Below are 12,293 nucleotides of genomic sequence, written 5' to 3'. Positions count from 1 at the left end.
CATAGTTTATCCAATTTAGAATATGTTCATCAAAGTGTAAAAATGTAATTTTAGCTAGATGGTATTACCTCTTATTACTTGATTTCTGTGGTTTGAAGATGTACAGTTAAATTTGATTGTTATTGTGCGCGAAGGGAAATGTGAATAATGAAAAAATGGATTATTACTAATGGTACTTTTATTACGATGGACGAACAGAATCCTGTGCTTCAAGGGTGTATGGCTGTTGAAAATAATCAGATTACATATATAGGGGCCAACCCTCCTCATCCTCTTGACTATTATGACGAGCGAATCGATGGTTCGAAGAAGCTGTATATGCCGGGTTTAGTCAACACTCATAACCACGCGGCGATGTCTTTACTTCGCGGCTATGGTGATGATTTGGCGCTTCAGGTCTGGCTTCAAGAGAAAATGTGGCCGATGGAAGGCAAATTCACAGCACATGATGTTCGATGGGGATCACTACTATCTATTATAGAGATGCTTAAGGGTGGAACAACTACTTTTGTTGACATGTATGATCATATGAATGAAGTTGCTCAAGCAGTTGAAGAGAGCGGTATGCGTGCTTGCTTAACTCGTGGAGTTATCGGCTTGTGTCCGCCAGAGGTTCAGACGGCCAAGCTAATCGAAGCTAAGCAGTTTGCCCTGGATTGGCATGGTAAAGCAGGGGGGCGGATTACAACTATGATGTCGCCGCATGCTCCTTATACTTGTCCTCCTGATTATATTGAAAAGATTGTACAAGCGGCACATGACTTACAGCTCCCAATTCATACTCACATGTCCGAAACGGCACGCGAGGTACAAGATAACGTGGATCAGTATGGGGCTAGACCCGTTGCCCATCTAGCTAAGCTAGGCGTCTTTTCCAGACCTGCTTTGGTTGCACATGCTGTTCATCTAACAGATGAAGAAATAGATATTTTGAAGCAGTATGATGTACGTGTTTCCCATAACCCAGGCAGTAACTTAAAGCTGGCTAGTGGAGTGGCGCGGGTACCTGAGCTTTTACGCAAAGGTATTATGGTTTCACTTGGCACGGATGGACCTGCAAGCAACAATAACTTGGATATGTTTGAGGAAATGAGACTGGCTGCCTTAATCCATAAAGGAGTTTCCGGAGATCCTGTTGCTGTTCCTGCTGATGCAGCACTACGTATGGGAACCATTGATGGTGCTAAATCCATTTGGTTAGAGGATGTAGGCGCCTTGCAAGCAGGCATGAAAGCTGATTTCATTGCATTGAATATCGATCAGCCGCACTTCTTCCCCAAAACGAATTTTATCTCTCATGCCATTTATTCAGCATCCGCTAAAGATGTTGTGGATGTATGGGTGGACGGAAAAATGCTCGTTAAAAATGGCGAGTGTCTTACTTTGGATGAAGAAAAGGTGTTGTACGAAGCTCAAAGCTGCTTCGAGCGTTTGGTTGGACAAGCTTAAAATAACGAGTTACAACGGGGAGGAGGTCTGCATCCCGTGAAATATAAAATAATAGCTGCCAGTATAATTGTAGTATCGCTGCTCATATTCTTTGGTATTCGCTTTTTTAACGCGGTACAAGAGGATGAGTGGAAGGTTCAACGTAATGCCGTGCAGACAGCCTACCAGAAAACAATTTTAACAAAGGCGAATAAGGTTGAAAACTATGTGAGTGATCAACCATACACCGTCATTTTCGGTGAAGATAAGATCGGGCAGAATATTATTGTTTGGGTAGGGCAAGAAAGTATTTATACACGAATGGCTACTGATGGAATCTCCGCTGAACAAGCCGAACAGCTTGTATTAGGGCGGCAGCCGGAGGCAGAAGTATTAAGATTAATGCCAGGGATAATTAATGGGAGTCCGGTTTGGGAAGCTTTTTATAAAGTTTTGCCTGAGAATGCTGGCAGCGGCCGATACTATTATGACTACTATGCGTTCCATGATGGAACCTATATAGATACTTATCGGTTAAGTATTGAATAATTTAATTTGAGTGTTTATTCAGGAGCGATCGGATATCCGAAAAGCTTTTGGCTAGACGCTCTTTTTGTTGTTTCCACACATTGCATCATCAATTCGTATATATCATGTGATATACTAACGGTATACAAATCGATATATAAGAAAGGGGGACGTCAGCTAATGAAGTTACGTCTCTTACCTGTGATAATAAGTGTTTCTATTTCTGCTGTTGTCCTATTCGGCGGATGGTTCGTATATCAAAGCGTTGCTATGGAGAATCCATTGAAACAAGTTGTTGAAAGTACTTCAGGTGTAGAATTGGTGCATACTCATATTACCAATACGGCTACAGAGTTGGAATTGAAGCTTCAATCTGGAGTTAGTCTTCGGGAGGTTTATAGTAAAATTCAGAATGAAGGTGGCTCGGCACTCGGTAAAAGAGAATTGAAATTGAAGATAGTAAATGATCCATCACCGCAATTAGAGCAATGGTGGTCATCGGCACTATTTGATGTGGCTCAAGCTATGGAAACCAAACGTTACGCACAGATTCCGAAAACCTTACAAGATCGTGCTGCAGCGTCAGATAGTTTAAAAGTATCAACGGAAATGGATGATAAGTTTGTTTATATCACCCTTTCAGATGGTGATCAAAGCAAGTTTATTATGATGCCTAGGGCAGCTTCTGTAATGGGGGTGTGGCCAAATGAGTAAAATTTATAAAGAGATTTTCATTGGGGTTATTCCTGTAATTTTAGTGTTCCTCTATTTCATTGGCGTAAACGTAGTTCCCTTGTTATTTATGACCATAATATTGAGTGCACTTTTCTATATGACTCGAATGCGAGGTGCTGGAGGTGGCTTTGGCGGGGGATCTGACCGCAAAGCACGTAATGCTGCGGCCCCAAGTTATATGACTTTTGACGATATAGGGGGTCAGCATCGGGCCAAAGGAGAATTAAAAGAAGCGCTTGACTTTCTGATTAAGCATGAAGAAATTCAAAAGCTCGGCATACGACCACTGAAAGGTATTTTATTGACCGGACCCCCAGGAACCGGAAAAACATTAATGGCTAAGGCCTCTGCGCATTACACGAATTCCGTGTTTATGGCAGCAGCAGGTAGTGAATTTGTTGAGATGTATGTTGGAGTAGGCGCAAGCCGAGTTCGGGATATGTTTAAAGAAGCTCGGGCAAAAGCCGTAAAGGAAAATAAGGATAGTGCCATATTGTTCATTGATGAAATTGATGTTATTGGAGGTAAAAGAGACGGGGGTCAGCACCGTGAGTATGATCAAACCTTGAATCAATTGCTTACGGAGATGGATGGGATTCACACTACCGAAACTCCACGTATTTTAATTGTAGCCGCTACAAACCGTAAAGAAATGCTGGATAGTGCTTTATTGCGTCCAGGGCGATTTGATCGTCATATCGAGGTGGATTTGCCAGATAAGAAAGGCAGATTGCATATATTAAATATTCACGCCAAAAACAAGCCTCTAGCAGATACTACAAGTTTAGAATTAATTGCAGAAGAAACATTTCAGTTTTCCGGCGCACAGTTGGAGAGTGTAATGAATGAAGCTGCGATATACGCAATGCGTGAAGAATCTGAGGAAATTGAACAGCGGCATTTATCACAAGCTGTTGACAAGGTGATGCTTGGTGAGAAGACTGATCGTGAATCGACTAAGGAGGAACGCGATCGTGTCGCTTTGCACGAACTCGGACATGCTATTGCCGCAGAAGTTGTACGACCGGGATCGGTATCTCAAGTAGCACTTAGTCCGCGCGGCAAGGCGTTGGGCTATGTCCGTCATAATCCTCAGCAGGATCAATATTTATATACCAAAGAGAATATTGAGGAACAAATTATTATTGCTCTTGGAGGTTCAGTTGCAGAAGAAATGTACTATGGAGGACGCAGCACTGGTTCTCGTAATGATTTCGAGCAAGCTCTTCACTTAGTTGGTACAATGATGGATTCAGGCTTAACTAGCTTGGGAATTATCGATAGACAGATGGTAACCAAAGAAGAGTTAATGAAAGAAAACGCAGCAATCTTGCAGCAGTTAACGATTAATACAAGAGAGCTGCTGGAACGGCATCGCCCAGTTTTCGATGAGTCGCTGCATATTTTGACTAAAGAAGAAGTATTATCTGGAGATCAGTTCCGTCAATTATTGGAGCAATCCCGTTTACAGATGGCCTAACCTTTAGCAGCCTATGGCTGCTAAAGGTTTTTTTGCATTCATAAGATGAAGTAAGCCTGAGTGAAGCTATGGTTTTTTTGTCAGATTCCGCAACTTTTTTAGTTTTTAATAGTCTAATAGATTGGCAGATTTCGCCACATTATACGCCGCTTACCCATTATTTTCAATTTGCATATTTTTTAATACATACGATAAGCTGAGGTGTAAAATGAGAGTTCTAACTACGTTTATTTCATTGTTGTTTTTGTCGTTATTGCTGATTCCAATGTTGGCGTTTGCCGCGGAGCAGCCGATTAGTTTATTTTTGAATGGAAAGCAGCTCTCTGCTAATGTTGCTCCCAAAATTGTAGCAGGTAATACGATTGTTCCTGTTAGGATCATCGCCGAGTCACTCGGGTCCAAGGTGTCGTGGGAAGAGAAGTCAGGCAAAGTTACGGTAGATAAAGATGAAGTGAATATTCAATTGTTTATTAACAAACAGGATGTAATAGTAAATAAAAAACGTTATCAGCTGGAAACAGCGCCTTCAATTATGGATGGCAGCACGATGCTGCCGTTGCGGTTTGTAAGTGAACAACTTGGAGTTAAAGTCATATGGGATGAATTAACGCATTCCGTATTTTTATTTGATTCAGAACAGAATGATGAAGGACAAGTTGGCACTGGAAATCAAACAAAAGTTCCAGTCAAACCAGCCGACAATTCTAACGGCAAAGGAACGGACAAGTCTACTGATACTGATAAATCAACAGCTAAAGTAACTGAAACCGTTCCTGGCAAAACGGATTCTTCTGCTCAACTGCCTACCAAAGAGGGAGCAGCTAAGCCGAGTGAGAAGCCAATAACTGAAGCACAGCCTGGTAAGCAAAATCCTTCTGCCGCTGATAAAAATTTAGAGTTATTTACGACTCTAAGTTCAATTGCAGTGGATGGTGATCAGTTTATAGTTAAAACGAGTGGAGCAAAAGCAACGCCGAACATGACTTACACAGCTGATACTAACCGAATTATCATTGATTTTCCTAATAGCAAGCTGGATCCGGCTCTAAAGCTGGGTACAAATGGAGAGGGAATCATTAAAGGAAACAATCAGTCCGTGTCACAAATTAGATATTTGCTCTTTTCAAAAGATTCATCTATCGTTAGAATAATAATAGATTTATCCAAGAAGGCAGCTTTTAAACCAGTAACAACAAGCACATCCAATCAATTTATTTGGGCTTTGATTCCTGCAAAAGATCGCTATAGAGTGGTAATTGACCCAGGACATGGCGGGAAGGATTCAGGAACAATCTCAGCGATCAAACGTCTTGAGAAGGATTTCGTGCTTGCAATGGGAACCAAAATCCTTGCATTGCTTGAAAAGGAGCCTAAGATCGAAGCTTTTATTACCCGCAAAGATGATACGTTCATCGAATTGGCTGACCGTGCTGCTTTTGCAAATGACAGGGATGCGGATTTGTTTGTCTCGGTTCACGGAAATTCTGCAGGGAAAGAAACCGTTCGAGGTGTGGAGACGTATTATTATACGGAGCAGAGTTTAGAATTTGCCAATGTGATGCATAAGCAAATGCTCAAATCCACCGGGTTTACTGACCGTAAGGTGAAGCAATCTGGCTTCTATGTTGTGAAGAATACAAACATGCCTTCATTGCTATTGGAAGTAGGCTTTTTATCTAATCAAGCAGAAGAAAATACTATGTTTCAGGATGCTTTTCAAAATCAGGTTGCCGCGTCCATCGTTACTGCTATTAAGCAGCAGTTGAATATCGACTAAGGAGATGGTAACGATGCTAAACAATAAGCTAAACGGCTTGCTAATTAGCGTCTCTTTACTTGCTTTGTTATCTGCTTGCGGACAAGCAAAGATGCAGGGGACAGGGACAGGGGATCAAACTACAAAGCCACAGGTGCAGACGAATGCTTCTGAGCCCAATCAGCCTGTTAAATCACCTGTTCAAGATAAGATGAAGCAAACCAGTATCAAAGTGTATTTCGGCGATGAGAATGGTGAGAAATTAGTTGAACAAGAAACAGTGGTGAGCTATAAGGAAGAGGATGAGAAATATTCATCATCATTAGCAGCACTGAGTAAAGCTCCTGACAGTAAGCGGATAGCATTGCTCAAAGGAATTACTATTAAATCAGCTGTTTTGAAAAATCAACAGCTTACAGTTGACATATCTATAGCTCCTGAAGCCAGAATGGGCGCGGGTGGTGAAGATTTGCTGCTGCAAGCTATGAAAAAAACGATGTTTCAATTTTCAGAGATTCAGAGTTTAGAAATATTGGTTGATGGAAAAGTAGTTGATAGTTTAATGGGGCATATGGAGCTGTCGCATCCAATTAAACGTGACTAACTTTTAGATTTCGTATTAAATGTAAATGTTGAGAACGCCAGGAGGGCAATTGAATGAATCATAAGAAGAAGCAAACAAAAAAAATAGCTGCGGGTTTCGTAGCTTTATCAGTTTTAATGAGCAGTCCTGTCTATGCTGCAGAAACAACAACTACTCCAGTGTCTACATCGGTTAATGCAGTTTCTGCATTCTCGGATGTGAGTGCACAGCATTGGGCTATTAAGCATGTAACCAAATTGGCTGCTTTAGGCATCATTCAAGGCTATGAAAAAAATGAGTACAGACCGGAAAACCCAGTTTCTCAGCAAGAAGTTATCGTTATGGCTATTAGAATGATGGGACTTGAGAATGAAGCATTGAAGAGCAAGTCGGATACTATATTGCCAGTTGCTGTCGATAGCTTCTTTAAACCATATATTGCATACGCATTCGATAAACAACTGCTTGATATTAAAGAAGAGACCGATACCTCTGGAGCAGCTTCTAAGACAGCATGGGGAGCACGTACTGCGAGCAGAGAGTGGGTCGCAAAGCTTGTTATTCGAGCTATTGGTAAGCAAGGTTTAGCTCAGGAGAAAGCACTAACACCTTCGATTTTTAAAGATGAAAAGGACTTATCTAATTGGGCTGTTGGTTATGTAAATGCTGCTGTATCCTTGAAAATTGTCAACGGAGTTGATGACAATAATTTTCAACCAAAGGGTGCCGTAACCCGTGCACAGATGGCTACTTTCTTGAGCAGAGCGGATAAAGAGCTGACTACGCGTTCGGACAAAGTCTCAATCGGCTATGTGATGGGGTTGAGTAATAGTAAGATGACCATTCAAAATGAACGTGGTCAATCTAGTGAATATTCGATAAATGCTAATACCGTAATTTATAATGCAAAGGATGACAGCCGCATAGCTTCTTCAGCCTTAAAGGAAACTTATGAAGTGTATGTGATTCAGACCCAAGGGACGGCTTCGTACATAGAATTAACGAGTGATCAAGAGAGAATGGGATCACTTGAAGGCAGCTTGAATCAACTGTTTTTGCCTAATATGCAAATAGCTATTAACCAGGCTTCAGGGGTAGATCTGAAAGAGCTTGCTCCTAATGTTACTGTGACGGACAAGGATGGACGAGGTTTAAGTCTTGGTTCTATTACCCAAGGCAGTATTATTGAGCTGAAATGGAATCTATTAGTTCCTAACGCGAAGATTAGTCAAATAATAGTTAAGCAAACTCCTGTTAGTAAAACAGGGGAAGGTACAATAATAAGCATACAAAAAGATCAAAATACCGTTACTTTTCTAGAGAAGACATCCGGTAAGAATGAAACATTCCCGTTGGGACCTATTGTTCCGGTTAAACTACCGGATCAAACAGCAGCTGACTTATCTAAGCTGCGTGTAGGCGATGAAGTATCATACGAAATTAAGGCTAATCAAATTGCAGGCATTTCCATTCGCAAGCAAGCGGATATCAGCAATGTAGTTCAAGGTACTTTGATCAGTATAAGTGACGATAAGAAGAATATGACCATCAATATTGGAGGCAAAAGCCTCGGAGCTTATTTCATTGCTGAGAATGCTCTTGTAAGCATTGAAGGATTGCCTAGCGCAGGGCTGTTCGATGTAGTAGTTGGCGATGAATTGAAATTGGAATTGGTTAATGAGAAAGTTGTTAAGGTAAATGTTACGAGCCGTTCTATCAAACAAATGGCGTTTGCCACAATTGTTAATTATGATAATGATACGAAGGTACTTACAGGAACTTTTGAAAACGGAGACCTGTTTGCTTATAAACTGACTGAAAGCACCGTCTTTAAAGATGGCAACCGGACCTATCCATTGGCGGATTTCTCCGCAAACTTCCATAAGGGAGATAAGATTGACCTGAAGGTTTCTAAAGATAAGGTCATAACGGTTCAATTAACTGAGCAATTGGAAGGAATTCTGACTCAAGTTAATACAACAACGAATGAGGTAAGTATACGTACGGCAAGCGGTCAAAGCATCACTTTCAAGGTGCCTGATAATTTGTGGGTGTCCTTTTGGTCGACCACGAACGGTACATTAAAAGATTTGAAGGTTGGAGATAGTATTTCAGCAAGAATGAAATCATCTCAAGATTCAATTGTTCAAATAAGTGTAAAGAAAACGGCGGTTTACAAAATTTTGATGGCGAATTCAGACACCAGACAAGTCAACGCTGAGGATGAAACAGGTTCTCTATTCACATTCAAAATCGATAATAATGATATTATTTCAAATGCGAACAAAAACACTCATACCTTTGGAGATATTCAACAAGATGATTATTTGAAAGTATCCTACACCGGCAATACATTGACCAATGTTACTATTCTAAAAACTATCCGTGGTAAAGTAACTGGTGTTGATACGGCCGCTGGCACGGTAACTGTTCAGGATTATGCCAATGGAGTTCAAGTCATTCCAGTGGGCCAAAAGTTTGTAATAAAACAAGGCGGGTTGACTTCAGCAGCCTTAACATCTATAAAACCGAATGATCGCGTTGAAATTATTAGTGATACAGATGATAAAACATTCATTACAGTAGCTGATTCCACTAAACGTACAGTAGCTACTTATGATATTGTACTCAATCAGATCGTATTAAAGCCTACAGCTAACGGTGACAAAACGACCTACAACTTATTTTCAAAAGCATATCTTCATAAAGGGACTAATATTGTAGCTGCGAATGCTTTCGTAGAAAATGATGAAGTAACCGTTTTTGTACTAGCAAACAAAATTATAGAGTTAGAAAAATAATAATTTTTTAAGAGGAAACTTTTATAGTCAAACAACCGTCTATGGGGTAGAGGAGTTTTATTCTACCGATTAGGCGGTTTTTTCTTAAAAGTTCCTTAAATTAAGGTAAATTTCGTTAAAAGTTCGGATTTTGTCGTGTAAAGTCATTGATTCCTCTCGGCGGATTGGGTAAACTAAATTTTATACCATTAGAAAGAGGTAGTCCTCATTTATGAACAAGAAGCAGGTTCGTAATATTCTCGATACGATTGGCGGTATGTTTCCTGATGCCCATTGTGAGTTGAATCACGCGAATCCCTTCGAATTGACAATCGCCGTACTTTTATCGGCGCAGTGTACGGACGAAACTGTCAATAAAGTGACGGCTTCCTTGTTTCAAAAGTACAAAAAGCCGGAAGACTATATTGCTGTACCGATAGAGGAATTGGAGCAGGACATTCGTAGGATTGGGCTTTTCCGAAATAAGGCTAAGAATATTCAAGCTTTGTGCGTCCTTCTGTTGAACAAATACGGCGGTGAAATTCCTGAGCAGCACGAACAACTGGTTGAATTACCTGGAGTTGGAAGGAAAACAGCCAATGTTGTTATGTCGAATGCATTTGGTGTTCCTGCTATAGCGGTGGACACGCATGTAGAACGAGTATCTAAACGACTAGGAATGGCAAACCTGAAGGATACTGTACTAGAAGTGGAAAAAAAGCTGATGAAGCTGGTCCCGAAAGAAGAATGGACGCTGACACATCACCGGCTCATTTTTTTCGGACGCTACCATTGTAAAGCGCAAAACCCGCAATGTGACGTGTGTTCACTTGTGGAAGGATGCCGCGAAGGAAAAAAACGTATGAAATCCGGTAGTCGTAGGAAACCTATACAGTAAAATTAATATCACTAGAATACGATAAGGATGGGATTAATATGAAATGCATATCGGTGTATACGAATGATTTTGAAGTGTTTTCAGACATCTATGAACAGGTTCTGAGCATGCCCTTGGCAGAGAATGAGGAAAAGCAAATAGAAGGTATTACAGTAACGGAGTCCGGAGATGTTCCTGACAACTACCTGGATCGAATGAAAATAAAACCAGAAGTAGTTGTAATGAAAGTTCGTGATAAAGATATTACGATTTTGCAGCATAAAAATTTGTTTGAAATTTTCATTCCAGCCCCAGAAAGTGTGGTACACTAAAAACCGAAGTCATTCGGTTTTTTTTGTTGTAACGGAAAGAATAAACGTAAATTTTCACAGTATGGGGAGATAAAGAATGAGCAACATTGCATTGCTAGAGGAAACAATAGAGGAAGCCATTCGAAAGCTTCTGGGAAAGGTTCTTGATGCCGGGGATCCGGAAAATGGTAAAAAGCTAGAGCAATTGCTTCAGAAGTCAGAGAGTGGAAATTTATATATCGCTTTTTGCGGACATTTTTCAGCGGGGAAATCAAGCTTAATAAATAAGCTGTGTGGTCATCAGCTGCTGCCATCGAGTCCGATTCCTACAAGCGCGAACATTGTGAGTATCAGTAATGGAGAAGCGGTAGCCAAAGTGGTTCACAGGGACGTAAAAGGAACAGATCAATCTGCAAAGATACAGATGGTTCCATTGGAGGAACTGGCGGCCTATTGTAAAGATGGAGAAGCTATTGAAACCATAAATTTACAGTATCCTATACCCTTTTTAGGTTCAAATACGGCGCTCTTAGATACGCCAGGCATTGATTCCACTGATGATGCGCACCAATTGGCCACTGAATCGGCTCTGCATCTCGCAGATGTCGTTTTTTATGTTATGGATTATAACCATGTGCAATCAGAAATAAATTTTGCTTTTACCAAGAAAATGAAAGAGTGGGGAAAGCCGCTCTATTTAATTATTAACCAAGTAGATAAACATCGAGACCAGGAATTGTCATTTTCCGATTACCGGACAGGTGTAGAGGAAGCTTTCGCGAACTGGCACATTCAACCGGATGGGATTGTGTACACATCTGTTAAATTACCAGATCATCCTCATAGCGAATGGAACAAGCTGGATTGGCTGCTTGGACGATTAATCGAAGAGAAAGTGCCACTTGCGGCACTTAGTCTAGAGAAGTCAGTTAAGTTTTTGGCCGATGCACATGCATTGAAGATTGCAGAGAGCAATGAGCCGGCCAAAGAGGAGCTGCGAGCCCGTCTAGCTGCCGACGAAGGGATTGAATCGGCTCAGCAGCAGTGGGTCGAGTTGAATGCGACGTTAGCAAGCACGGAAGCGCAGCCTGAGGAGCTGCGTGCTGCACTACGCAAGGAGGCTGCAGTAATATTGGACAACGCCAATATTACGCCTGCGGTGACGCGCGATCTCGCGCATGAGTATTTGCAGGGCCGCAAGCCTGGCTTTAAGGTTGGCTTATTTGCAGGTGCAGCAAAGACGGCGAAGGAGGTGGAACGACGTCTTGGGGCGTTCCACCTTGATTTTGCGGGACAGGTAGCTGCACAGATTGAACGCCATCTTCAGCAGCTGCTAACAAAATCTATGGATGAAGTTACAGCGGTTTCAGCTGAGCAGGTTAGAGAGATTGCAGAACGTCTTCATATTACGGTGAAGCCGGAATGGCTGGCAGAGCAGGTGAATACAGCTGCCGGCTTTGGTGGCGATTACACGTTGAATTATTCCAAGCAGGTTGCAGCGGAGGTAAAGCTGCTGTACAGGAAGCAAGCGTTCGAGCTTATCGATGAGCTTAGTGCTGCACTTCGTGCTGCACAACAGCCGCAGCTGCATGGCTTGCGTGCGCAGCTTGACGTGCTGCACGGCCGCCTGAGCAGCCTGCGCGAGCTTGAGCGGCTCGCTGCCGCTGAAGCGGCCTACGCCGCAGCGCTGGTCGCGCCGTTCGCGGCCTTGCGCGTGCCGCAGCCGGCGCTGCCGGACCCGGCTGCCGCGGCGGTCAGCGCGGCAGCGCCAGGCGCTGCTGCTGCGCTAGCGCAGCCCAGCGACGCCGCGCGAGA

At 42.2% G+C, this 12,293-nt stretch carries 10 protein-coding genes; all 10 read left to right on the top strand.

The genetic code is table 11. The annotated features are described in order from the left end of the window. The first annotated feature begins 147 nt into the window (after nucleotides 1-147). The gene (locus GC093_RS30765; protein ID WP_171655771.1) at nucleotides 148-1,449 is read left to right on the top strand and encodes an amidohydrolase; all 1,302 of its coding nucleotides are present in this window, start codon (nucleotides 148-150) and stop codon (nucleotides 1,447-1,449) included. 36 nt (nucleotides 1,450-1,485) lie between these two features. Further along, on the top strand, nucleotides 1,486-1,977 hold the full coding sequence (locus GC093_RS30760; protein WP_171655770.1) for a cell wall elongation regulator TseB-like domain-containing protein: 492 nt from the start codon (nucleotides 1,486-1,488) through the stop codon (nucleotides 1,975-1,977). 159 nt (nucleotides 1,978-2,136) lie between these two features. Next, nucleotides 2,137-2,670: a hypothetical protein gene (locus GC093_RS30755; RefSeq protein ID WP_171655769.1), complete on the top strand. Its 534-nt coding sequence runs from the start codon at nucleotides 2,137-2,139 to the stop codon at nucleotides 2,668-2,670. Continuing rightward, entirely contained in the window at nucleotides 2,663-4,171 is a 1,509-nt protein-coding gene (locus GC093_RS30750) for an AAA family ATPase (RefSeq protein WP_171655768.1), read from the top strand. The genes GC093_RS30755 and GC093_RS30750 overlap by 8 nt, the downstream gene beginning before the upstream one ends. Nucleotides 4,172-4,379: 208 nt before the next feature. After that, nucleotides 4,380-5,948 (top strand): N-acetylmuramoyl-L-alanine amidase family protein, encoded by a 1,569-nt coding sequence (locus GC093_RS30745; protein WP_171655767.1) that lies wholly within the window; start codon nucleotides 4,380-4,382, stop codon nucleotides 5,946-5,948. Nucleotides 5,949-5,961: 13 nt separating this feature from the next. Next, nucleotides 5,962-6,531, top strand: coding sequence for a GerMN domain-containing protein (locus GC093_RS30740; RefSeq protein WP_171655766.1), 570 nt, complete (start codon nucleotides 5,962-5,964; stop codon nucleotides 6,529-6,531). 53 nt (nucleotides 6,532-6,584) lie between these two features. Beyond that, a complete protein-coding gene (locus tag GC093_RS30735; RefSeq protein ID WP_171655765.1) occupies nucleotides 6,585-9,311 on the top strand; it encodes an S-layer homology domain-containing protein in 2,727 nt (908 codons plus the stop codon). Nucleotides 9,312-9,522: 211 nt separating this feature from the next. After that, on the top strand, nucleotides 9,523-10,188 hold the full coding sequence (gene nth / locus GC093_RS30730; protein WP_171655764.1) for an endonuclease III: 666 nt from the start codon (nucleotides 9,523-9,525) through the stop codon (nucleotides 10,186-10,188). A gap of 38 nt (nucleotides 10,189-10,226) precedes the next feature. Beyond that, the gene (locus GC093_RS30725) at nucleotides 10,227-10,499 is read left to right on the top strand and encodes an NAD/NADP transhydrogenase alpha subunit (protein ID WP_171655763.1); all 273 of its coding nucleotides are present in this window, start codon (nucleotides 10,227-10,229) and stop codon (nucleotides 10,497-10,499) included. A 76-nt stretch (nucleotides 10,500-10,575) separates the two neighbouring features. Then, the coding region (locus GC093_RS30720; RefSeq protein WP_171655762.1) for a dynamin family protein at nucleotides 10,576-12,293 on the top strand (1,718 nt) is incomplete at its 3' end.

This window comes from Paenibacillus foliorum, from assembly GCF_013141765.1.
In the GTDB taxonomy this organism is placed as follows: Bacteria; Bacillota; Bacilli; order Paenibacillales; family NBRC-103111; genus Paenibacillus_S; species Paenibacillus_S foliorum.
The sequence above is the reverse complement of the archived record's forward strand: the minus strand, read 5'-3'. Positions and strand labels throughout refer to the sequence as shown.

Bases quoted from the DNA above. Each gene is read 5' to 3' on its own strand.
- GC093_RS30765 (WP_171655771.1), top strand. From the start codon at position 148: ATGAAAAAATGGATTATTACTAATGGTACTTTTATTACGATGGACGAA.
- GC093_RS30755 (WP_171655769.1), top strand. From the start codon at position 2,137: ATGAAGTTACGTCTCTTACCTGTGATAATAAGTGTTTCTATTTCTGCT.
- GC093_RS30750 (WP_171655768.1), top strand. From the start codon at position 2,663: ATGAGTAAAATTTATAAAGAGATTTTCATTGGGGTTATTCCTGTAATT.
- GC093_RS30745 (WP_171655767.1), top strand. From the start codon at position 4,380: ATGAGAGTTCTAACTACGTTTATTTCATTGTTGTTTTTGTCGTTATTG.
- GC093_RS30740 (WP_171655766.1), top strand. From the start codon at position 5,962: ATGCTAAACAATAAGCTAAACGGCTTGCTAATTAGCGTCTCTTTACTT.
- GC093_RS30735 (WP_171655765.1), top strand. From the start codon at position 6,585: ATGAATCATAAGAAGAAGCAAACAAAAAAAATAGCTGCGGGTTTCGTA.
- nth (WP_171655764.1), top strand. From the start codon at position 9,523: ATGAACAAGAAGCAGGTTCGTAATATTCTCGATACGATTGGCGGTATG.
- GC093_RS30725 (WP_171655763.1), top strand. From the start codon at position 10,227: ATGAAATGCATATCGGTGTATACGAATGATTTTGAAGTGTTTTCAGAC.